Raw genomic sequence first — 22,118 nt, forward strand, 5'->3', positions numbered from 1 at the left:
GTTTTATTGAATCGTACGGATGATAGATTGAGCATTTAGTTACTCAGTCGCACTACCCGTACGGCATCATTAACATAAGCCTTATTGTTTCCTAAACGTTTGTAGCTAAATCTAGAAGAAAGCTGTGTATTTTCTGCCGATAAATTTCCTGTGAAATCTCCTTTAAAATTCATTCTACTGATAATGTCGTACGTAACATCATACCCAAACTGCTCGTAATCGCTCGGTGCTGAACAGTAATTATCATTAAAAAGCTTCAGAATCTCTTGCTCTTTGGTGCCGTAGATGTTCATCAAACGAGAAGTACTATACACAAATCCGATAGCTTTTAGAGCTTCTATATTGGCTTGATTATTTTTACTAAATATATCGTACACTGACACTGACTTTATACCAAAAGCTTTAAGATTAGAGACATCAAACGTTTTTAATTTATTGAGGTATGAAATTCCTAACTGATCGTTATCCGAAATCAAAACCGTAACAATTGGTTTTACGTATTTATCTGCTCCGATAACTTCTGTTGGCTGAACAACCTTGTTTACATCGGTTACGATAACTACGTTAGCTTTTAGTTTTTTAGTCAGTTCTTTTCGTGTATATTCTGCCAAATCTTTGTATTTATCCTCAGTAAGTAAATAGATTTGCTCTTTGGCATAATCCTTTGCAATCTCATTGATAATCTGATCCGCCAAAACCTCATCTCTTGGTGTTGCCATAATTACATTTCCATAATTGTCTAAGTTATTTGCGTTGGCAAATGGTGATACAATAGGAATATTAGCGTTGCTCAACATTTGGGCAGCTTGCTCGACACTCGAAGCATAAAATGGTCCGATGATAACATCTGCTTTGTTCAAATCATATTCATCATTAATCTGAAACAACTTATTTACATCACGCTCAGAATCAATTACTTTTACATTTACATTTTTTCCTTCCTTGGCTAATTTTTCTAGAGCTACTTTTGATCCAGAAAAGAAATTCATCGCTAAGTTTTTAGACAAATTTCCTTTACCTAAATCAAAGGGGAAAAACATCACGACATTTATTTCGTTATCAGAAATACGCTTCAACTCAGAAACAGATGCTGTAGTTGTTATTTTTGCTCCTTCTTGCAACGGAATTCGCAAGACTGATCCTTCTAAAAGTCCTTTCGTAGCAAGATTAGCATTGGCTTTGAGCAATTGATCCATGCTTACCTGATACTCGGTTGTTAAACCATAAATCGTCTCACCAGCTTTTACTTTATGCTCTATAAAATTATCGCGTATTATAGCATTACTTCCTTTTCTCGGTATGATAAGATACATACCTTCTTGGGTTCCCTTTGTCTGTAAATCTGGATTCGTTGCATAGAAATCCTCCACCTTGAAATTATATTTCTTCGCAATCGAATACAGCGTTTCTCCTTTTCTTACCAAATGCATACCGTCTGGTACAATTTCTTTTTCGGTTGTGGTAGAATTTTTATTGCTTGTCTTGGGTAAACGGATAATATCACCCGCTTTCAGTCCGTGTTTCAGCTGTGGGTTTAGACTGACCAAAGTTGCTTCGGATATATCGTATTTTTTGGTAAGAGAATAAATTGTTTCTTTTGGTTCTATTAATAAATAGGTATAATTATTATCGTCTTTTGGTAACGATGGTGGCGTTAGAGTTTGATTATTTTTTGGCAGTTTCGGTTCCTCTTCTACCTTGAATATTTTACCATCTTTCGATGGAATCGTCAAAACATCGCCTGGATGCAATCCTCTAGATTCGATTTTGGGGTTGGCTTTTAGCAAGGCTTCTTGAGAGATGTTGTATTTTTTAGAAATTCCGTAAACGGTTTCTTTTGCTTTCACCGTATGCGTTTGTTGGGCATACAATGAAAAACTTATGAACAGAAAGACAAACGTCAATATTTTTTTCATAGTTAAAAGTTATCCTATAGATTTATACAAAAATAATCATTTTCTATCATCCGATAGGGTTTTTATTATAAAACCAAAAGTAAACGGTGAAATGGCATCATACACATCATTTAGCCAATCCTTGCCATAATCAAGCCAAAAATCACTAAAATTTACGTGACGCTCTTGTAATTCTCCTTGTGGGAAAAGTTCATTTTTCAATTTTTTGATTCGATTGCTCAAAGCTTGGTGTTCTTTTATTTCGGCTTTCATCATTCTTTTTTTCAATTTATCAAAGCCCTTCAATTGTTTTGATCGTTGTGCCTGGAGCATATCCGAAAATGTAGGATTGGTTTGTTCGGCCAATTTTTCTAGCTCATCAAAAAGGTCTATTAGTCGATTCTCATACGGTAGAATTGTATGATAAACTGTTGATTCTTGCCGCACTTTTTCTCGAACCAATTCATGTATCGGGTAAAATAATTCTTGGTTACTCAACTGCAGTCGTAGCTGTTTACTGTGTTGCTTTTCTGACAAAAATAATAGTGAGTTTCTGAGAAACAAAAGCGGAAAATCAACGTCCAATTCTACAAAATTCGATTTCAATTGTAACCAATAGGCCAACTCTCCTCCACCACCAATATAAGCAACATTCGGTAAAATAACTTCTTGATAAACTGGCCGAAGTACTACATTCGGGCTGAATTTTTCTGGGTATGCGTACAATTCATCTATAATTTCTTTACGATAAAAAGATAAATTAGTATTCAGTACCATAAAACGACCCTCCTCCTCAACAATTCTTTCTCGCTTAGAGCCATGTAAATAGAATAAATTTATCGGTCTAGGATATACTTGGATCGTATAGCCTAAATCGTGTAACGCTGCGCTTTGCTCTTGTATTTTTGTTTGGGAAGATTGTTCGATGAGCTCTTTCTCGAAGATTGGAATCATTTCTTTCTTCAGTCGAGCATCATCTCCATCCAAACATAAAATCCCGTACTCTCCTAATAATTCTTGCACAAAAATTCTTGTAGCTTGAGAGAGATTTTTGGCCGAGCAATAACTTTTATCTATTATTTTTTTCAACTCTTTTTTCCGTTCACTTTCCGGGAAAAAATTCAAAAAAGCATCCACCACTTCTTCTATACCTTCTAAGCTCAATCGGCCGACTGCTCCGCCATGAGGATGTTCCCAGATGAATTTTCTGTTCTGAAAATTAAAATGATTAATCTCCTCAAAATCATGATCTTCTGTTGCCATCCAAAAAATTGGCACAAACGAATATTTCTTTTGTGATTCGTTCAACGAGGCACACATTTTTATGGTTTGAAGAATTTTATAGAAGAAAAAAACTGGTCCTGTCAACAAGTTCAATTGATGTCCGGTGGTAATGGTCAACGTATGGCTATTTTTCAGTAATTCTATATTTTCTCGTTGTTTTTGGGTAAGAGAAATTTCCGAATATTGAGCTTGTAAACGCTCTACCAAAAGCTCTCTACGAGAATAAGAACGTAGTTTTTTTTCGGCTTGTTTTAAGAGGTTTTCTTCATTTGGATACGCTTGATAAAATGGCTCCACGTTTTCATTTTTCGAGAGATAATCTACCATCAAAGTAGTAAAAGACTGACTCTCACTTAGTGTAATTATCGGATTGTTCATCATTTATTTATCGTTTCTAAAACAGCCAAAGGACGATCCGTTGCAAAAATATCTACCCCCATTTTCTCATATTCTTGGTAACGGCTATTGCCTCTTTTTTCGGCTTGTTTATCCAAGTTACCCAAAGTACCTAAAATGACCATGATATCCTCCTGATGAATTTTTTGGTACAATGATTTGTCAGACAAGCGAGTTCCGGTAAAGGCAATCATTCGATTACTCGGTATATCAGACTCTAATAAATCATTCAATTCTCGCTCATTTCGCATATTTACAGACAACATCATTTCGGGGGCTAACCGATGAAGTTTCTCTGCCTGTCCGACCGAATAACTCACCAAAATACATTGTTGTTCCATTTTATTTTTGCGAATCACATCTATCAACTGTTGGTAATCGACGGTCTTTTTAATATCTACCATAAAATAGAGCATTTTATCTTTTCCCCATTGCAAAGCCTCCTCGAAGGTCGGAACTTGATAGTCGGTTTGGTTTCCGAAATCATCCATCAAAAAATATTTTTTTATCGTAGACAAACTTACCTGATTTACATCTTGCCTCGCCGTAGTAGTGCGCTGCAAAGAGTTATCGTGCATCAAAATTAATTGTTTATCTTGAGTACTAGAAATATCAATCTCGAAAATGTTAATCCCTTTTTGGTATAAAAATTCCATGGTTTCTATACAGTTTTCTGGATAATTTTCTAGGCCACTCCCGCCTCGGTGTGCACTAACTAAGGTTTTGGTTTTGTTGGCATAAGAAAAATCTTCGGTAGAATTTGGTATGATATTTTCTATAGTAATAGAGGGTTTACATTGTAGAAAAAGAAACAATGCAGAAAACAATGTATATCGTAAAATCAATTTCATATAAAAATATATAAATGTGAACCACAAAATTAGATGTTTAATTTTAAAATAAATGCAGCAAAATGGGTTTAAAATCATTTGTAAAAAAAATAGCAGACAGTGCAGAGAACCAAGCGCACCGTTTGTTCCATACACTAGAAGACGTAAGACACGAGGCGTCTAAGCTTGCGATCGACATAGCAATAGAAGGTATCGACATGACACAAAAAGCCTTGAAGAAATTTGATGAAAAATCGGATGAAGTATATGAAAAAGCTAAAGAAAGTGCATCAAAACTAAAAGATAAATTAGAAGAAGAAACAAAAGATGTTCGCGAATTAGCCGAAGACCAATACCAAAAAACAAAAGATTTGGTACAAGATAAAATGAAAACGGCAGAAGACAAAATGCACAAAAAAAGTGCAGATTTAGCAGAGAAGGTAAATGATACCATCGATGAGATAAGTGAAAAACTAGACAAAGAAAAAGAAGAATGATCTATTCTACTTTTTTAGTGATGATGTTTTGGGGACAATATTCTCTACCCAATTGTATTGTTTGGACTGATTTTTGCTAACTCTGCAAAGATTAATTTAAGAATATGGAAAATAATTTAAATGATTACAGCAGACAAAATCGTCCGCGAGATATTGCTATTTGGGTATTAGCCATATTGCTTTTGTTATCTATTGGTTTTATTATTTACCAAAATATTAATTACAAAATAGACAACTCTTCCCTCACAATAGACGCCAATGATCTAGAGCGTAGCCGAGAAATACTGAAACAAGAATTACGCATCTTACGGTCTGATTACGAAGACATGAAAAAAGTTGCCAAAGAACAAGACTCTACCATAAATGATAGAGATATAGCTATTTTCGAGAAGCAAAAACAAATACAAAGTATTCTTAATAAACAAAACATTAACGAAGACGAATTGCAAAAAGCCCGAAAATTGATTTTATCGTTACAAACCGACATAGCAGATTATAAGCAGCAGATTGCAAAATTAACGTACGAGAACAAGAAACTAAATGCCGAAAATTTAGCGCTTAACACCTCGAAAGATTCTATCAGAAAAGAAAAAGACAAAACAGAAAACGTACTCCAAAAAACAAAAGACGCTTATATAGACCACCAAGAAAAAGTAAATGCAACCTTATCCTTATCGAACTATAAAATAAAAGGAATCAATGTTCGCCGTGGCGGGAAAGAAATAGAGACAACCCGAGCTAAACGAATAGACAAAGTTCGTGTTTCGTTTGATATTGACGAAAACGAAAGCGCTTCTGGAGAAAAAACATTATACATTGCTGTTCATAAACCTGATGGTTCTTTAGGGATTTTCGACGGTGCACAAAACGGAAATTTAGTTTTGAGAAATAACAATGAAATAAAGTTTTCGGACAAAATACAAATCAACTACACTCAAGGAGAAGCACAAACGGTTTCTTTCGATTGGATAGATTATGATTTCCCAAAAGGAAAATATGATATAGATGTCTATGAAAATGGTTTCAAGATTGGACAATCTACAATAGAGTTGCGCTAAGAGCAAATAAGCATCTATAAAGCTCTTATCGGTATAAATAATCAAAAAGCCAGAATAGCATTGTACTCTTCTGGCTTTTTTACTGAAAAATATTATTTCTTGTTCATCTTGCTTTTTTCACAGGAACACTATCTGAAGCTGGTCCGCCACCATCCATAACGTTGGATGCTTTTAATGTTATCGGATAAGAACGACTCATCACGCCAACCAATTTAAAAGCATCGTAGATCTTTCTATTTTGCTGATTTCCTAAGGCAATAATTGCAACTCTATTTTTTATATCGTGTACATAAACACTATAATTACCGTGCCACCAACCATTATGATACATAAATTTTCCGCCGTCTGGATATTCCATCATACGAAAACCTAAACCGTAATTTTTTATCCCTTTACTCTCGTAACTATATCCTGTAAACGCTTCCTTCATCAAATTTTTAGGCAAGAATTTTTTAGAGTACATCGCATAATCTAATCGATAAATATCGCGCGGCGTAGAATAAATATTTTTATCTCCATACACTTTATCGAGATGATCCCAAGCCCATTTCTTACCCTTGAAACCGTATGAAGAAGAAACTTTATCTTTATCCTTATCAAACTCGAAAACAAACGTATGTTCCATGCCAAGTGGATCGAAAAGCATGTATTTCATTGCTTTTGGGTAGGACATCCCCGTAAATTTTTCTATCATCAAGGCCAATAACGCATAATTGGTATTCGAATATGCAAATTTAGTTCCGGGCTTGCTAAGCAAAGGTATCTGATGATTTGTAAATATTTCTAAAACCTCTTGATTGGAGATTTGTTTAGTTTTGTCCCACAACTTCATATTATCAATAACGTAAGCATAATTGGGTAAACCGCTTCGGTGATTGAGTAAGTTTCTCACCGTTGTTTCTGGATAAGGAAAACTCGGTAGAATACTTTGCACGGTTTGGTCTAATGTGAGTTTTTTATGTTCGACCAATTTCAAGATGGCCAATGATGTCATAACCTTTGACACCGATGCAATATGGATTGGCGTTTCTGCAGTAAGTGGAATATTCTTTTCTACATCGGCAAAACCATCATACGCCTCGAAAAGAATCAAACCATTTTTGGCAACCAACATACCTCCACTAACTGGCTCGGTTTGCCAATAATCTCGATGAAAATTGTACAAGACTTTTCGGTAATCGTAAATTTCTTTTTTAGGAAGAGGGTGAAATTTTATGGCTGTAAACCAGTTCATCGAATCGAATCTTGGGGGTGCATTAGGATCTATTTTGATTGTTTTTTTTTCTTCTTTTTCTTCTTTTTTACACTGGGAGAATGTTGCAATGATGGTGGTTAAGCTAAGGGCGACAATCAAATTTTTCATACTATCATAAATATTACAACCTAAAAAAGGAAAACAAATCTAAACTATAAGTCGGAAGTGTAAAAACAGATAGCTGATTTTAGCAAAAAAATAACAATTAACGTAATTTCTGCGAGAAGTATTCGCCCACAACAATGCTCGTCGCCATAGCAACATTTAGGCTCTTAGTTTTTTAATTCTTTTTTGATTAATTGAATAAATATTTGAAATACTTCTTTCAATTGATTAATTAATTCTTCTTGATTTTCATTAATTTTAGAATTCACAACCCAATGATTGTTATTCACATTAGGCGAATTAACGATGGTTGTTTTTGATTCTTCAAAATCGATAATATCCATTGGATTTACTTGAAGAATCTCAATTACTTTTCCTAATTTTTCAACATCAAAAGTCGTCTCTCCATTTTCTAAACGGCTATATTGCGATTGAGAAATATCCATAACTTCTGCCATAAACTCTTGAGAATATCCTTTGTTTAATCTCACTTCACATATTTTATGATGTTTAACTTTCATAATGATTTTTTTCAAATGTAAGATAATATTAAGAATATAATATGCACATTGCGGATAAGGATATTTATAAAATAGGTAAAATATGCTTAGAATGAATAAGGCTGCAAGTGTTTTATCTTTAGGTTTAGGAAAAAATAAACCATTCAAGTATATTTATTAGAACTATTTTATTATTTTTAAAATCTTAAACACATGAAGAGAATTATTTTAACAAGTGTCTTTGCACTTATGGGAACATTTGCTTTTGCAAACAACAGTAACAAAACCATTTCCACTGAAGATTTGGGTAATGGATATCAAGTAGAATTGATTTATGATGAAAGTCTTGCTTGCTGTACAGCGACCGTTATAATGGGCAGTACGTAACGCATTATACTTCATGCGATATGTCTACAACGATGAATTGTATTTTTGTACAAGCTTTAGCAGAGGCATTTATCCGTGGTCAAGAATAAGAAGTGAAATTTAAAAAAATAAGCCTTCATTCATTTTGAAGGCTTATTGATTATAAAATTTTATCCTGTTATGAAATTATTTTTTTTTGTTTTTATTAATGTAATCCTATCTAATTGTATTTTTGGACAATACCTCAAAGTTTCTTACAATTATAATACTAATATAGCTGATGTTTCTATGTCTTTTCAGGCAAACTCAGAACTTATATTGGATGAATCAAAATCTATTTATAAAATTGATTTTGCTAATTCAAATTCATCTATGATTGATGATGAAAGCGTTTTTGTGGTAAAACCTAAAAAGGGAGAAGTATTTTATTATAAAGATTACAATACAGATTCTATTTATTATGATAATGTTGTGATTTTTCGTCATTATCCTACCAAGGATCCTCTTAATATATTTAAATGGGAATTAACATCTGAAACGAAAAAAATCTTAGGATATGAATGTCAAAAGGCTGTGATGCAGCACTACGGCAGAATATATGAAGCTTATTTTACTACAGAATTAGAATTCAATAGAGGTGGACCATGGAAATTTGATGGTTTACCAGGAGTAATTTTAGAAATAAAATCCAAAGACAATTATTTATCGATTACAGCCAATGAGATTCAATTAAAAAATGAATCTATCATAATTAACAATCCTTATCCAAAGAAACAAAAATATATTGATTTCTTAGAATATAAGCGTTTATTCAACCAAAAATACAAAGAAAATAATAAAACTGAAATCACAAGTGATGGAGGTACAGTTACACAGAGTTCTCCAAAATGCCATATAGAATGTTTAGTTGACTAAATTGTACTGTGTGAATAAAATAATTCTATTATATATTTTTTTGTTGTCCTCTTTTTGCAATGCTCAATCTTTTATAGGTCATGTGAGAGATGAAACAGGATTTGACCTACCGAATGTATCTGTCTTATTAAAAAATCCTAAAACTTCATTAGTTAATAATTTCACAACTACACAAAAAAATGGCACATATGCTCTAAACTCTTTAATAGATTTTGATAGTATTCATATCGAATTCAAAAAAACAGGCTATGTTACAGAATTTATTAAACTATCTAAAGAAGCATTAGATATAGAAAATAAATTAAACATTGTTTTGTACAAATCTGATTTCGAATTAAAAGAGGTTTTGGTAAAAGGACAAAAAGCAGTTTATACCAAAAACGATACTACATTTGTAAGTTCCCCGTTTTTCCAACAGTTCAAAACTAAGCAAATTATGCACTTCTTTTCAATTTAAATTCTATCGGTGAACAATCTCCTAAACTTGAATGTGGGTGATTATGATTGTAATCCTCCATCCAATCTTGAGCGAGAGTTCTTGCCTGTTCGATATTTTCAAATAGGTAAGCATCCAGTACATCTTCCCGAAAGGTTTTGTTGAACCTTTCACAAAATCCGTTCTGCATGGGTTTTCCTTTCTGGATTCGGATATGCCGGATCGAGGAGTTGGAGCAAAAGCCCTCAAAAGCTTTTGCGATGAACTCCGTGCCGTTGTCCGTACGGATGTTGGTTGGTTTTCCATACCACTCAATGAGCCTTTGCACGAGTTTAACTACTTTCTCTGAAGGAAAACTATAGTCTATTTCGCACATTAATGCCTCCCGGTTGTAATCGTCTATCACGTTCAGTATCCGAATCTTTCTGCCGTTCTCCAACACATCACTCATAAAATCCATGCTCCAGGTAATATTGGATGCAATCGGCTGCAATAAGTATTCTTTGTCCGGATTGGGGATGCGACGTTTGATTTTTCTTCTGCGTTTGTTCAGTCCTAATTTACGGTAAATCCTCTCAATGCGTTTATGGTTCCACCCATAACCTTCCTTTCTGATGCGTTTAGTGTATTCCGGACAACCTCTTGACGGAAGTTTTTCGGCATAATAAAGCAATCGACGCTCTACTTCTGTATCGTCCTTGATGCTTTGATAATAATATCCCGAACGTTCCAATCCGATGATGCGACAGGCTCTGGCAGTACTGATTTGTTTGTCATCTTTTAATTCTTCTGCCAATTCTCTTTTCTGACAGAGCCCTAAAGCTTTTTTTCGATGACCTCTTTTAAAATACTATGATCCAAACTCAAATCGGCATACATCTTCTTCAAGCGGGCATTTTCTCGCTCCAATTCCTTGAATTGACGCAACATTTCTTGATCCATGCCACCATATTTGCGCTTCCACAAATAAAAGGTATTTGGACTGATGGATAATTCTCGGCATATATCGGATGCCTTTTTTCCAGCTTCATGCTCCTTGAGTACTTGACTGATTTGTGTTTCTGTAAATCTTGACTTTTTCATCTCTAATAACAGTTTAAATTTATAAATTTTTATAATATTTTAAACTGTTGGAGTTTTTGGGGGACTTACAATTCTATAATGTAAATAAATTTAAGTCCGACGATGATCGCTCTATTGAAGATGTCTTAAAAAAAATGCCTGGGATTACTGTCGAAGACAATGGAACAATAAAGTATAAAAACAAAGAAATCGAAAAATTACTTTTAGATGGTGATGATTTGTTTTCTAATCAATATACAAATGGTTCACGCAATATATCTGCCAATATAATAGAGCAAGTACAAGCTTTGGAGCATTTTGAAGAAAACCCTTTACTGAAAACAGTAAAACATTCTGATAAAGTTGCATTAAATCTAAAAATAAAAAAAGGAATGTCCGATATATCAGGTGATGCTATGTTAGGATATGGTATTGAGGATAGAACAGAAAATACGGTAAATGCCTTGGTAATTTCCAATTCCATAAAAAGTTTTTCTTTATTAACACAAAATAATACTGGAGTCAACACTTCTCCTTTCGACTATTTTGGCTCCAATCAAGAGGTGTCATTTCATAAAATAAAAGATGAATTAGCCCCAAGATTAGTTCAAGATCCTTTGTTTAATAGTTCCGTAGGCGATGAAAGAGCAAATATAAACAAACTATATTACGGTAATACCAATACCATATTCAAATTATCTAAAAACTCTAACTTTAGAATCAATTATACGCATTTACAAGATCGTATTCGATTCTCTACCCAAACTGAATCTGATTATTCTTTTGAGAATCAAGAGCAATTATCAATTACCGAAGAAAACAATACACAAAAAAAGACGCTTGTAAACGAGCTAAATGCAAAATTTACTTTGAAAAAAACACGTTTTATGATAGAAAATGAAACGGTTTACAAGTATGAAAAAATAAGTTCGAGCAGTGATTTTATTTCTAATTATCGTGAAAATTTTTATACACATCTTACTTCCAGAAATCAATATTTTAAAAACCATACGATTTTTACAGAGAAATTAAATAATCGACAAAGCCTACAATTATTTGGACTATTCTCTTTGAATCAATTACCACAAGACTACGAGATTATTCCTGGTATGAATCTTTTACAAAATACAGAAACAACGGTGGCGACTTCACAAAACTCAAAGTTTACAAAACAATTTAGTACTGTTGGAGTAAATCTGTTTGGTCGTAATAAATTGGGTAAATATGAGTTGAGTAACAGTCTAAACTATTGGAAGAATTCTTTGAATTCTACTATTTTAGAGGATGAAATTTTATTGGAAGATCAAGAATTTGAAAATCAAATAAATTACCAAATACTAAATCAAAATCTTAGAGCTAAATATAGTTTTGTTTGGGATGATTGGGTTATTGAAAATCAATTAAACCTCAAAAATTATTGGCTGAATTCTCAAATAAATCAAAAACATCATTTGGTATATAATCCTAAGCTTACAATCACTTACAAAATTAATCCAGAAAATACGATTAATGCACAAATTTTCTACGATGAAGTGCCATTGTCCGAACAAAATATATACACCTCGTATCTTATTACAAATCACAGAACGATTCAGAATAATATCCTATCTATAGAATTTGAAAAAACTAAAGGAATCACGTTTAGTTATTCTATGTTGAATATGTTCAACCAATTAAACATTAGTGCCAATTTAGATTATTTATCAAAAAAGAATAACTTTTTCAATAGCATAGATATAAAGGAAAATATTACTAGAATAAGTACGTTTTTATTAGATGAAAGCAACAATCATTTGAATATAGGTACAAGAATCCAAAAATATTATTATCCGATACGTTCAAATGTTCGTTTTTCTACCAATTATTCTTGGATTAATTATAAAAACATTGTAAATCTATCGGATATAAGAAATAATATAACTCAAAATATAAATATTGCATTGTATTATAAATCGTTGTTCAATTTTCCATTAAATATAGAAAATTCTCTACAATACAATTACAATATACATACAACAAAAGGGATGAGTCAATTTAATGAATATCAGTATATTAATAATAATTTTAAGTTATTGATAAAACCTTCAGATAAATTATTTGCTCATATTAAATGGGAATATTATCGCCCAAACATCAAATCAAATACAAACTTTAATTTTTTAGATTTTTTTATAGAATACAAAATATTTGACGATAGACTAAAACTTTATATTAAAGGAAAAAATCTATTAAATCAGAATTTATTCAACAGCATATCTACAACAGATTATTATAAATATTACACCAGTCATAATCTTAATAAAAGATATATTATGTCAGGTATCCAATTCAGTTTTTAATAATCTTACATTAATTGCTTACCTCATTTTCTGTGAAAAAACTTCGCCAACAATGATGCTTGTAGCCATGGCTACATTAAGACTTTCGGTTTGTTTCCCAATGGCCGGAATACTTATTTTATTAGTGATTTTATCCTCAACCGCCTTACTAATTCCATGCGCTTCACTCCCCATTACCAACATTGCATTTTCTGGAAACGGAAATTGAAAAATCGACTCACCTTCCATAAACGCACCTAAAATAGGATACTTATAATTTTCTATCACTTCTAAAATATCGGTATAATGTACCGCTACCCTCGCAAAAGATCCCATCGTAGACATGATAACTTTCGGGTTGTAAACATCAACGGATTCTTTAGAACAAATAATTTGTGTAATGCCAAACCAATCTGCCAACCGAATAATTGTGCCTAAATTCCCTGGATCGTTTATCGTATCCAAAACCAAAGTAAGTCCTTTTACCGGAGCTATAGAGCGTTGTGGCGGAATCTCGCAAACCGCTAAGCATTCGTTTGGTGTAGAAAGAAAACTAATTTTTTTCAGTTCATTGGGTGATAAATAATGTACCGGAAGATTACCTTTCGCATCAAAATTTTGGTTCGTTGTGTACAGTTCTTTTACCGTAATGTTACTTTTCAGTACTTCTTTTACATTTTTAACACCTTCTACGACAAACAAATTATATTTTTGTCTATATTTTTTAGATCCTAATGAAGTTATTATCTTCATTGCGTTTTTAGTTAACATCATTTTATGCAAAAAAACATTACAAATATATCATTATTATTTAGTGCAATAATCTTTTTTTGGTCATGTAATGCTACAAAAAAAGTGCCCGAAGGTGAATATTTATTAACTAAGAATACATTCGAATTTATTGACAAAGAACAGAAAAAAAATCTTAGTGGCGAGCTAAATAATTATGTAAAGCAAAAACCAAACGCTAAGGTACTCGGTTTCTCGATTCCGTTAGCCGTCTACAACATGTCCGACCCAAAACTAGATACCGTATTTGAAATTTACTACAGTTACCCAGAATCTAGACAAAATAGAGAAACACTCGACAGCTTATTTCGCTCACACCATCTAGACGAATACGTAGGTAAAAGTAAATGGCTCGATCGATTATTTTTCACTAAAGGTCAACCTCCTGTTATTTTAGACACTGCTCAAATGGGTTTTTCTGAACGGAATTTAGAGGTTCATCTTAAAGACAAAGGATTCTTTGATTCAGATGTCACCGCAATTGCCAAAACAGATTCTACCAATAAAAAAGCAGAAATCGTATACAAAATAAAACTCAACTCTCCTTCTTATATCGAAACCTATTCATACAACATTCAAGACACCTTGATCAATCGATATGTCAATCAATCGGCAGAGAATTCTTTGCTGTTTGCAGGTGATCAGTACAATTATGAGAATTTCGAAAAAGAAAGAAACCGAATCGTAGATTACCTAAAAAATAGAGGATTTTATGATTTCAATGCCTCGGGAGAAGATATTTATTTCGAAGCCGACACCACAAAAAGCAACAAAAGATTAGACGTAACTATGTTTATCGACCGATATATTGTCGATTCTACACTTTTGGTTCACGACACTTTACAACAAAAACAATACAACCAATACACGTTCAACAAAATAAGAATATTCCCTGATTCGGAAACTGCTGTAACTCCAGACCAGTTCAACCCAGACGATTTTCCATACCAAAGAAATTACAAAGGATATGAATTGTATTATCGAGAAAAACCCCGCTATAGAGCAAAATATTTCACAGACGGAATGGTAATGGAGCAAGATGCTCTGTATCGACTACGAAGCGAAACGCAAAGTAAACGCAACATTCTCAAGAAAGAAAACATGACTTTCCGTGGCTTTATCCCCGAAAAAGTCGACACAACACTCAATTATTACATCACCTATAGCCCCAAAAAAACGTATGATATGAATTTGTTTTTCGAGGGATATTGGGCGCGTTACCTCAACTTTGCAATTTCACCAGGGGTTACGCTCACAGCGAGAAATCTATTTCGGGGAGGCGAAAATCTAGAAACCACATTCAAAGGAACTTTAGGGAATGTAAACAACGATTTTGCCGCCAAAAAAGAAGGATTTTTCAATGCTTATGAACTATCACTAGAATCAAAAATTCGTTTCCCTTATCTCTTTTTACCATTCAATGTAGAAAAATTTTTACCAAAGAGATTCTCATCAGAATCTGTTATCCGAATTGGTTCTAGTACACAACGAAATGTTGGGTTGGATAGAAATAATTATACTTTTGGATTGGATTTCGATATCTCTTACCGAGAATTTCAACACAAAGTCTCTCTTTTCAATATAGAGTATGTACGCAACAATAGAAAAGAGCGATATTACGACATTTATTCTCGCGATCGAGAAATTTTTGATCAAACAGCAAATGATTATTTTTTGTATGATCCTACTTTGCAAACCGATTATGAAAATGATTTGATTACCCGCGATCAATTAAGTGCTGTGATCGATGCCGACCAAGGCTTCCGAACATGGATGGATACTCAAATGGCAGAAAATTTTGTATTATTCCAAAACATGCTATACCGAAAAGCGAGTATTTCTCAAGACGCTTTGATCAATTCTTTCATCTATCAGTTTACGTACAACGAAGAAAATGTACCTAGAATATCCAATAGAAACCCTTGGTTTATCAATGCTCGCATAGAGCTTGCTGGTAATTTGCTAGGATTATTAGATAAAAGTTTTGGTTTTATAAAAGATACCGACGAACTTGGTGAAGAAGTAGGAACAATATTTTCTATACCTTATTCGCAATTTGTCAAAGTAGATGTAGATGCTCGAAAAAAATGGAATTTCGATAAAACCCTTACGATTGCAACGCGCGCAATGTTTGGTTTTGCTCAACCTTACGGGAATTCTAATTTCATCCCTTTTATCCGAAGCTACTCGGCTGGTGGCTCGAACGATGTTCGCGGTTGGGCACCACTTACTTTAGGTCCATCTGATCAGCCTCGCGTACCAAATTCTAAAAACCAAAGTTTATCTTTTGAAAGTATGAAAATTTTATTGAATGCTGAAGTACGAAAACGTTTTTTCGGTAACGTAGAAGGTGCTTATTTTATCGATGCTGGGAATATTTGGGGAACGAGCAAAGATCGTCCTCAGACCATGTTTCATTTCGACAAATTCATCAATCAGTTTGGTATTGGTACGGGTGTTGGCTTACGTTATCATATCGGGACGTTTGCTATAATACGATTAGATGCAGCATTCAAACTTCATGATCCATCCTATCCAAAAGGAGAACGTTGGCGTTTTGTTGATTTTAAAGACAACAAACCCCGTTTACATTTTGGGATAAATTATCCATTCTAAAAATAGTTTACCTATCTTTGTTTAACCAAATTTTTAATACGATGAGTAGAAAATTTCCTGCTGGTGTTGCCACTGGCCAATTAGTACAAGAAATCATACAAGATGCTAAAACAAATAAATATGCTCTACCAGCATGCAATGTGATCGGATCCGACTCAATTAATGCAGCAATGGAAACTGCCGTTGAAGTAAATTCGCCAATTATTATTCAGTTTTCTAATGGTGGAGCCGCTTTCAACGCAGGTAAAGGTCTAAGCAATGACCAGCAACGTGCAGCAGTTTTGGGCTCTATTGCAGGTGCAAAACACATCCATCAATTGGCAGAAGCTTACGGAGCAACCGTTATTTTGCATACAGACCATTGTGCAAAAAATCTTTTACCTTGGATTGATGGTTTATTAGAAGCCAACGAGCAATATTATAACCAATTTGGTAAAACTTTATTCAGTTCGCATATGCTCGATCTTTCAGAAGAACCTTTGAAAGAAAACATGGAGATCTCTAAAAGATATCTAGAACGTATGTCGAAAATCGGGATGACACTCGAGATAGAATTAGGAATTACAGGTGGTGAAGAAGATGGTGTAGACAACACAAATGTTGATAACTCTTTACTCTATACACAACCAGAAGAAGTAGCCTTCGTTTATGAATCCCTAAAAGAAGTTAGCGATAATTTTTGGGTTGCAGCAGCATTCGGTAATGTTCATGGAGTTTACAAGCCTGGGAATGTAGTTCTTACACCAAAAATTTTGTACAACTCACAACAATTCATCGAACAAAAATTTGGTGTAAAAGACGCCATTAATTTTGTTTTCCACGGTGGTTCAGGTTCTTCTTTAGAAGAAATTAGAGAAGCAATAGATTATGGTGTAATAAAAATGAATATTGACACCGATTTGCAATTTGCTTTCATGGAAGGAGTGAGAAAGTATTTTGATGAAAATAGCGCTTACCTACAGTCACAAATCGGAAACCCAGAAGGAGAAGACAAACCGAATAAAAAATTCTACGATCCACGTGTATGGTTACGTAAAGGAGAAGTAAGTTTCAAAGAAAGACTGAAACAAGCTTTTGAAGATTTAAACAATATTAATCGTTTAGGATAACCCTAACAAAACTAAAATAGCATTATGCCTTGGTTTATTAGACGAAAAAAAAATATCACTACCCCAACCGAAGCGAAAAAAGATGTACCAAAAGGTCTATGGTACAAAACTCCTTCGGGAAAAATAATTGAAACAGAAGAACTCAAAGCAAACAACTACGTAAGTCCAGAAGATGATCATCATGTTCGTATTGGTAGCAAAGAATATTTCGATATCCTTTTCGACGATGGGAAATTCAAAGAACTCGATGCCAATCTAAGCAGTGAAGACCCTCTGAATTGGGTTGATACCAAACCCTACAAAGAACGTTTAGAAGAACTAAAAACAAAAACTGGACTCAATGACTCTATACGTACAGGCGTAGGAAAAGTACACGGTAGAGACATTACAGTTTGTTGTATGGATTTTAAATTCATCGGGGGATCATTAGGATCAGTAATGGGGGAGAAAATTGCCCGTGCTGTGGATTATTGCATCAAACACAAAACTCCATTATTGATCATTACCCAATCTGGAGGAGCTCGTATGATGGAAGCTGCCATATCGCTGATGCAATTAGCAAAAGTAGAAGCTAAACTAATACAATTAGCAGAACACAATATCCCTTATATAACTTTATTGACGAATCCTTCTTTTGGTGGGATTACCGCTTCTTTTGGCTCTATAGGAGATATTATTATGGCTGAACCAGGAGCATTGATAGGGTTTGCTGGTCCACGTGTAATCAAAGAAACCATCGGACGAGACTTACCTAAAGGATTCCAAACTTCTGAATTTTTATTAGAAAAAGGGTTTGTAGATATGATTGTTCACCGAACTAAACTAAAAGATAAGTTAAAAGAAGTTACTGATATGTTGATGCCTATCAAATAATTAATGGAAAGAATGCAAATATTTTTAATTATTTTAACGATATAATTTGGATTATTAAAAAATGATTTATTATATTTGCACTCCATTCGCGAGAATAGCTCAGTTGGTAGAGCACGACCTTGCCAAGGTCGGGGCCGCGGGTTCGAGTCCCGTTTCTCGCTCTACTTCATATGAAGTGGCTGCCTTGGTGGTGGAATTGGTAGACACGCAGGACTTAAAATCCTGTGTCCATTAGGACGTGCGGGTTCAAGTCCCGCCTGAGGTACAAAAAACGCTCAAATAACTACTTGTGTTATTCGAGCGTTTTTTTATGTGCATTTTCTTCGCAACTGAAACATGCATTTTTGGTAGACCAACAAAGAATGTTTTTCGTCATTAAATTATTTTTCTACTACTTTAAAGAAGAACAATCAGAAGCATATGAAATTTATACCATCCGTGTATTTTGAGCAAACCTACTAAAAAAACTTCTCGTTTACGACCTGTAACAATACAATTCGAGTTGTAGTAAGATTACTTGCATAAATCTTTTCAATGATTAATTCTTTTTTTATTCAAAAACCCAACCAGGTAGTCTTTCTCATCTGAATTTTGTAGAGGTGTAACAATAGAATAAAAATATTGCAATTATCTTCTAACTAAGAAAGAGTATTGATGATTATAATAAATAATTATAGGTGATTATAAAAAATTTATCATCTCCTAAATCATTCTCAACCAACGAGAAAAAAAATATTTTTATTTTTTTTTATAATTAATTTGGTAAAACGAAAAAACTTGCAATATATTTGCACCCACAATAAGCGGGAATAGCTCAATTGGTAGAGCGTCAGCCTTCCAAGCTGAATGTTGCGAGTTCGAGTCTCGTTTCCCGCTCTACTTCAAAAGAAGTGGGAGCCTTGGTGGTGGAATTGGTAGACACGCAGGACTTAAAATCCTGTGTCCATTAGGACGTGCGGGTTCAAGTCCCGCCTGAGGTACAAAAATTTACTTATAAACGCAGTTAATTGCGGGAATAGCTCAATTGGTAGAGCGTCAGCCTTCCAAGCTGAATGTTGCGAGTTCGAGTCTCGTTTCCCGCTCCAAAAAACAGCACAATTATAGTGCTGTTTTTTTTATTCGCTAAACTCTAAGTAGGGTTCCATTTCTTTGAATTTAGCATCTGAAATTACATAACATTTCTGTAACGTTGCGGCATCGGGAAATCGTCCACCAAGTGAATAGCGATATTTAATAATCGTATTGGCCTGTCTTTCTGTGAAACCTATTTTCATCCAACCTTCTTTATCGAGTTTATTGGGATCAAATTTCTCTAACTCAATAGTCTGTTTTTGTTCGTTAGTAATTGTTGCAGCGGAAGATTCTTTAACTGACGTATTGTTTAACGTTTTACTTGTTCGATAAACAGGTGACTTCTCTGGTAAATCGATATAAGGTTTCATTTCTTGGAACTTCTCGTCAGAAATCACATAGCATTTTGATAATTGCTCTAAGGATGTAAACTCATTACCGACAATTCTTTTGTACTTAAGAATTGTTTCTGCTTGCTTTTTGCTAAAACCGATTTTCATCCAATCATTTTCCGAATAATCATTCGGATTGAAGCGGGAATAAACAATATTTCTCCTTGTTTGTTGCTTGCCTAATCGCAGATCACTTTTAGATTTTTCGGGTAATAAAATATACGGTGATAGCATCGCATAGGCTTCGTCATTGATTACATAGCATTTTCTTATTTGTTCTTTCGACTCAAATTTCCCACCTAACATTGCTTTGTATTTCATGATTACTTCTGCTTGTTTTGGTGTAAAACCATATTTATGCCAATCGGTTTGGGTAAGATCATTCGGGTCGAATGCAGTTATAACAGTATCAATTTTCGATTTCGAAAAGCGATTCTTGTAAGGGGATGAAGATAAGGTTGCTTTTGCTTCTGCAGAAAGTAAGATTTGCTTTAGTTCGCTTTGCTGAATTTCCTCGAAAACCAAATTTTCTTTCGAACTCCCAAATACCATTATACCCTCACCTATCAATAGAATAATACAAAAAACTATAAGACCTGTTTTCTGTGTTTTGGTCAATAATAGAAAAGGTAATAAAGAAGATTTCATGAATCGTTAGTTTTTTGTTATTACAAAAACCAGCGTACAAATCTAAACTATACAAACAAATGTCAGTGTTTGTTAACCTTCTATAACAAGTAGTTGAGATGTAAAGATAAACAATAAAAGAATATAAAACAACTATTAATTGACTAATGTTGAGTATTTTATAAATCGAATACCGATTTTCTTCTGACAACAAAGCAGTCTTTTACCCACAAAGCAAAGGCCATAACGAAATAGATTATAAAGGCAATACCCAAGGTCGCGAAAGCTAAATAAATGTACAAAAGACGTAATTTGGCAACTCGTACACCTATTTTATCTGCAATCCTCTCGATTACATTGAACCATGAAATCTCGGTGATGTTTCTCAACTTATCTAGCATAGGGTTTTAGCACTTCGTATCCGATGCTGCAATTTAAACATTTTTTTGGTAAACAAAAATGTTCGTACGCTTGTATATAAGCCTGAGAATCGTAAGCATTTTTATTTTTCAGACCTGCTTTTTCATAACAATTTGTTATATTATTTTTCTCTGGTTTTAACTCTTCATACATCGTAAGCCAGCGCTCGTCTACTTCTTCATCACGATAAACAGCATACGCAAAACGCAAAGGCAATATAGTATTTAGTATAATATTTTCTATCTTAGATACACTTATTTTCTTACTCACTTTTACGCTTTCTTCTCCAAAACGATAACGTTTTTCCCAATATAAATCTACTTCGATTGATTGAAAAACTGCTATTATTTCTTCTTTTGATGATGCACTCATCAAAACCGAAAATAAGTTTTTATACATTCCGTACAAAGCGGCTAACTGAGCAATCCGAATGGTCGGGAAACTTATCGGACGCATACGAAAGTAACGAAACAAATGGTCAGGTATCGGATCAAGGTCGTACTTTACTCGAAGGAATTGATATTTTTCTGATAAGCTTCTATGATACTCATCCTGATACGCGTCTTCTAACATCCCTGCCTGACCGAAAAACAAAGCTGTTAGTACTTCTCTATTAAATTGTACTTTTTGCAAAACCGAAAAAGGAAAAGAAACACTCCATTGCGAAAATATTTCTGCATTCACTTTCAGCCCAAAAGTATAGGATAATTGACGAAAAAGAACAGCTTCCCAATTGTTTTGTACTTTCTCTAATTCAGATAATATTTTTGTGGATTTCATCATCATTCTATCCAACAAAAGTTGATTTTTCCATAAAGATAGCTTCTCCTCCTCTACTCGATCAATCAACAAATAGCATGGAATATTGTATCTTTCTGTAGTCAATTGATGATAAACTTCGATTGTTTTTGGGTCGATGAGGTTTTTTAGCTCTAAGGTTTCAATACCCAAATCTTCTAGCAATGGAATAGTTACATCTTGCTCATAAACCACATGCAAAATTATCGTATGATAATTTGGGTTTATGTTGTGATTATGATGCAACCAATCGGATGATTTTGTGTGAATTTCGACCGATCCATACCAATTCAATTGATCAATCTTCAGATGAGCTTCTAGAAAATCTGGGCCAGCATTCGGATTAGAAACGCCAACCTTTTCTATATCGATCGTTTTGCCTGATAGAGTTTTTGCATTCTTGAACCGAAATAGCTTGAATCGCCAAATATGATGTAGAAAATCCTCCCTCATGTGACTCGATTTTTTACTTAGCTTGTCTAAAAGCTACAAAAATTTTTTATCAA

At 33.8% G+C, this 22,118-nt stretch carries 20 protein-coding genes and 5 tRNA genes; 14 read left to right on the forward strand and 11 right to left on the reverse strand.

Annotation, left to right across the window (positions count from 1 at the left end; genetic code table 11):
• Positions 1-35 precede the first annotated feature (35 nt).
• Genes WEEVI_RS03295 through WEEVI_RS03305 form a run of 3 tightly spaced genes read right to left on the reverse strand, consistent with a single transcriptional unit; the run spans position 36 to position 4,426 of the window.
• Complete coding sequence (locus tag WEEVI_RS03295; protein WP_013597763.1) at positions 36-1,916, reverse strand: LysM peptidoglycan-binding domain-containing protein; 1,881 nt, start codon at positions 1,914-1,916, stop codon at positions 36-38.
• Positions 1,917-1,952: 36 nt separating this feature from the next.
• Positions 1,953-3,560, reverse strand: coding sequence for a bacillithiol biosynthesis cysteine-adding enzyme BshC (bshC, locus tag WEEVI_RS03300; protein WP_052295755.1), 1,608 nt, complete (start codon positions 3,558-3,560; stop codon positions 1,953-1,955).
• Positions 3,557-4,426, reverse strand: a complete 870-nt coding sequence (locus WEEVI_RS03305; protein WP_013597765.1) for a glycerophosphodiester phosphodiesterase family protein — start codon at positions 4,424-4,426, stop codon at positions 3,557-3,559. The genes bshC and WEEVI_RS03305 overlap by 4 nt, the downstream gene beginning before the upstream one ends.
• A gap of 62 nt (positions 4,427-4,488) precedes the next feature.
• On the opposite strand from WEEVI_RS03305, the gene WEEVI_RS03310 reads away from it, so the two are divergent.
• Both WEEVI_RS03310 and WEEVI_RS03315 read left to right on the forward strand, forming a co-directional pair.
• Complete coding sequence (locus WEEVI_RS03310; RefSeq protein WP_013597766.1) at positions 4,489-4,902, forward strand: hypothetical protein; 414 nt, start codon at positions 4,489-4,491, stop codon at positions 4,900-4,902.
• A gap of 104 nt (positions 4,903-5,006) precedes the next feature.
• A complete protein-coding gene (locus WEEVI_RS03315; RefSeq protein WP_013597767.1) occupies positions 5,007-5,960 on the forward strand; it encodes a DUF8428 domain-containing protein in 954 nt (317 codons plus the stop codon).
• A 103-nt stretch (positions 5,961-6,063) separates the two neighbouring features.
• Here the strand turns inward: WEEVI_RS03315 and WEEVI_RS03320 are convergent, their stop codons facing one another.
• Both WEEVI_RS03320 and WEEVI_RS03325 read right to left on the reverse strand, forming a co-directional pair.
• Positions 6,064-7,323, reverse strand: coding sequence for a serine hydrolase domain-containing protein (locus WEEVI_RS03320; protein ID WP_013597768.1), 1,260 nt, complete (start codon positions 7,321-7,323; stop codon positions 6,064-6,066).
• Positions 7,324-7,487: 164 nt separating this feature from the next.
• The gene (locus WEEVI_RS03325) at positions 7,488-7,841 is read right to left on the reverse strand and encodes a helix-turn-helix domain-containing protein (protein WP_126414765.1); all 354 of its coding nucleotides are present in this window, start codon (positions 7,839-7,841) and stop codon (positions 7,488-7,490) included.
• Between the two features lie 192 nt (positions 7,842-8,033).
• On the opposite strand from WEEVI_RS03325, the gene WEEVI_RS11330 reads away from it, so the two are divergent.
• The 3 genes from WEEVI_RS11330 (at position 8,034) to WEEVI_RS03335 (ending at position 9,558) form a co-directional block, all read left to right on the forward strand.
• On the forward strand, positions 8,034-8,207 hold the full coding sequence (locus WEEVI_RS11330; RefSeq protein ID WP_013597770.1) for a hypothetical protein: 174 nt from the start codon (positions 8,034-8,036) through the stop codon (positions 8,205-8,207).
• Between the two features lie 159 nt (positions 8,208-8,366).
• The gene (locus WEEVI_RS10890) at positions 8,367-9,101 is read left to right on the forward strand and encodes a GLPGLI family protein (RefSeq protein WP_013597771.1); all 735 of its coding nucleotides are present in this window, start codon (positions 8,367-8,369) and stop codon (positions 9,099-9,101) included.
• A gap of 10 nt (positions 9,102-9,111) precedes the next feature.
• A complete protein-coding gene (locus tag WEEVI_RS03335; protein WP_169308964.1) occupies positions 9,112-9,558 on the forward strand; it encodes a carboxypeptidase-like regulatory domain-containing protein in 447 nt (148 codons plus the stop codon).
• Here the strand turns inward: WEEVI_RS03335 and WEEVI_RS03340 are convergent.
• Positions 9,536-10,333, reverse strand: a complete 798-nt coding sequence (locus WEEVI_RS03340; protein ID WP_081448697.1) for an IS3 family transposase — start codon at positions 10,331-10,333, stop codon at positions 9,536-9,538. The two genes, WEEVI_RS03335 and WEEVI_RS03340, sit on opposite strands and share 23 nt — an antisense overlap.
• A gap of 20 nt (positions 10,334-10,353) precedes the next feature.
• Positions 10,354-10,620, reverse strand: a complete 267-nt coding sequence (locus tag WEEVI_RS03345; RefSeq protein ID WP_041942030.1) for a transposase — start codon at positions 10,618-10,620, stop codon at positions 10,354-10,356.
• A 134-nt stretch (positions 10,621-10,754) separates the two neighbouring features.
• Between WEEVI_RS03345 and WEEVI_RS03350 the strand changes: the two genes are divergently transcribed.
• On the forward strand, positions 10,755-12,938 hold the full coding sequence (locus tag WEEVI_RS03350) for a hypothetical protein (RefSeq protein ID WP_126414763.1): 2,184 nt from the start codon (positions 10,755-10,757) through the stop codon (positions 12,936-12,938).
• 18 nt (positions 12,939-12,956) lie between these two features.
• Here the strand turns inward: WEEVI_RS03350 and WEEVI_RS03355 are convergent, their stop codons facing one another.
• Positions 12,957-13,670 carry a TrmH family RNA methyltransferase gene (locus WEEVI_RS03355; RefSeq protein WP_232013431.1) on the reverse strand — a complete coding sequence of 238 codons (714 nt, stop codon included), beginning with the start codon at positions 13,668-13,670 and terminating at the stop codon, positions 12,957-12,959.
• A 24-nt stretch (positions 13,671-13,694) separates the two neighbouring features.
• Between WEEVI_RS03355 and tamL the strand changes: the two genes are divergently transcribed.
• The 8 genes from tamL to WEEVI_RS03400 all read left to right on the forward strand — a co-directional run bounded on the left by tamL (position 13,695) and on the right by WEEVI_RS03400 (position 19,389).
• Entirely contained in the window at positions 13,695-16,322 is a 2,628-nt protein-coding gene (tamL, locus tag WEEVI_RS03360; RefSeq protein WP_013597773.1) for a translocation and assembly module lipoprotein TamL, read from the forward strand.
• 41 nt (positions 16,323-16,363) lie between these two features.
• On the forward strand, positions 16,364-17,431 hold the full coding sequence (gene fbaA / locus WEEVI_RS03365) for a class II fructose-bisphosphate aldolase (RefSeq protein WP_041942055.1): 1,068 nt from the start codon (positions 16,364-16,366) through the stop codon (positions 17,429-17,431).
• A 24-nt stretch (positions 17,432-17,455) separates the two neighbouring features.
• Entirely contained in the window at positions 17,456-18,304 is an 849-nt protein-coding gene (gene accD, locus WEEVI_RS03370; RefSeq protein ID WP_013597775.1) for an acetyl-CoA carboxylase, carboxyltransferase subunit beta, read from the forward strand.
• A gap of 88 nt (positions 18,305-18,392) precedes the next feature.
• A tRNA-Gly gene (locus WEEVI_RS03375) sits at positions 18,393-18,465 on the forward strand.
• 20 nt (positions 18,466-18,485) lie between these two features.
• A tRNA-Leu gene (locus WEEVI_RS03380) sits at positions 18,486-18,569 on the forward strand.
• Positions 18,570-19,107: 538 nt separating this feature from the next.
• Positions 19,108-19,180 (forward strand) — tRNA-Gly (locus WEEVI_RS03390).
• Positions 19,181-19,200: 20 nt separating this feature from the next.
• Positions 19,201-19,284: transfer RNA gene (locus WEEVI_RS03395), tRNA-Leu, on the forward strand.
• 29 nt (positions 19,285-19,313) lie between these two features.
• Positions 19,314-19,389 (forward strand) — tRNA-Gly (locus WEEVI_RS03400).
• 30 nt (positions 19,390-19,419) lie between these two features.
• Here WEEVI_RS03400 and WEEVI_RS03405 read toward each other — a convergent pair.
• The 3 genes from WEEVI_RS03405 to WEEVI_RS03415 all read right to left on the reverse strand — a co-directional run bounded on the left by WEEVI_RS03405 (position 19,420) and on the right by WEEVI_RS03415 (position 22,065).
• Positions 19,420-20,415 (reverse strand): ComEA family DNA-binding protein, encoded by a 996-nt coding sequence (locus tag WEEVI_RS03405; RefSeq protein WP_013597776.1) that lies wholly within the window; start codon positions 20,413-20,415, stop codon positions 19,420-19,422.
• Positions 20,416-20,573: 158 nt separating this feature from the next.
• Positions 20,574-20,795 (reverse strand): hypothetical protein, encoded by a 222-nt coding sequence (locus WEEVI_RS03410; RefSeq protein ID WP_013597777.1) that lies wholly within the window; start codon positions 20,793-20,795, stop codon positions 20,574-20,576.
• Positions 20,785-22,065, reverse strand: a complete 1,281-nt coding sequence (locus WEEVI_RS03415; protein ID WP_013597778.1) for a DUF2851 family protein — start codon at positions 22,063-22,065, stop codon at positions 20,785-20,787. The genes WEEVI_RS03410 and WEEVI_RS03415 overlap by 11 nt, the downstream gene beginning before the upstream one ends.
• Between the last annotated feature and the right edge of the window lie 53 nt (positions 22,066-22,118).

This window comes from Weeksella virosa DSM 16922, from assembly GCF_000189415.1.
Taxonomy (GTDB): domain Bacteria; phylum Bacteroidota; class Bacteroidia; order Flavobacteriales; family Weeksellaceae; genus Weeksella; species Weeksella virosa.

Excerpts from the sequence above, each read along its gene's own strand:
- WEEVI_RS03295 (WP_013597763.1), bottom strand. The coding sequence starts at position 1,916 with ATGAAAAAAATATTGACGTTTGTCTTTCTGTTCATAAGTTTTTCATTG.
- bshC (WP_052295755.1), bottom strand. The coding sequence starts at position 3,560 with ATGATGAACAATCCGATAATTACACTAAGTGAGAGTCAGTCTTTTACT.
- WEEVI_RS03305 (WP_013597765.1), bottom strand. The coding sequence starts at position 4,426 with ATGAAATTGATTTTACGATATACATTGTTTTCTGCATTGTTTCTTTTT.
- WEEVI_RS03310 (WP_013597766.1), top strand. The coding sequence starts at position 4,489 with ATGGGTTTAAAATCATTTGTAAAAAAAATAGCAGACAGTGCAGAGAAC.
- WEEVI_RS03315 (WP_013597767.1), top strand. The coding sequence starts at position 5,007 with ATGGAAAATAATTTAAATGATTACAGCAGACAAAATCGTCCGCGAGAT.
- WEEVI_RS03320 (WP_013597768.1), bottom strand. The coding sequence starts at position 7,323 with ATGAAAAATTTGATTGTCGCCCTTAGCTTAACCACCATCATTGCAACA.
- WEEVI_RS03325 (WP_126414765.1), bottom strand. The coding sequence starts at position 7,841 with ATGAAAGTTAAACATCATAAAATATGTGAAGTGAGATTAAACAAAGGA.
- WEEVI_RS11330 (WP_013597770.1), top strand. The coding sequence starts at position 8,034 with ATGAAGAGAATTATTTTAACAAGTGTCTTTGCACTTATGGGAACATTT.
- WEEVI_RS10890 (WP_013597771.1), top strand. The coding sequence starts at position 8,367 with ATGAAATTATTTTTTTTTGTTTTTATTAATGTAATCCTATCTAATTGT.
- WEEVI_RS03345 (WP_041942030.1), bottom strand. The coding sequence starts at position 10,620 with ATGAAAAAGTCAAGATTTACAGAAACACAAATCAGTCAAGTACTCAAG.
- WEEVI_RS03350 (WP_126414763.1), top strand. The coding sequence starts at position 10,755 with ATGCCTGGGATTACTGTCGAAGACAATGGAACAATAAAGTATAAAAAC.
- WEEVI_RS03355 (WP_232013431.1), bottom strand. The coding sequence starts at position 13,670 with ATGAAGATAATAACTTCATTAGGATCTAAAAAATATAGACAAAAATAT.
- tamL (WP_013597773.1), top strand. The coding sequence starts at position 13,695 with ATGCAAAAAAACATTACAAATATATCATTATTATTTAGTGCAATAATC.
- fbaA (WP_041942055.1), top strand. The coding sequence starts at position 16,364 with ATGAGTAGAAAATTTCCTGCTGGTGTTGCCACTGGCCAATTAGTACAA.
- accD (WP_013597775.1), top strand. The coding sequence starts at position 17,456 with ATGCCTTGGTTTATTAGACGAAAAAAAAATATCACTACCCCAACCGAA.
- WEEVI_RS03405 (WP_013597776.1), bottom strand. The coding sequence starts at position 20,415 with ATGAAATCTTCTTTATTACCTTTTCTATTATTGACCAAAACACAGAAA.
- WEEVI_RS03410 (WP_013597777.1), bottom strand. The coding sequence starts at position 20,795 with ATGCTAGATAAGTTGAGAAACATCACCGAGATTTCATGGTTCAATGTA.
- WEEVI_RS03415 (WP_013597778.1), bottom strand. The coding sequence starts at position 22,065 with ATGAGGGAGGATTTTCTACATCATATTTGGCGATTCAAGCTATTTCGG.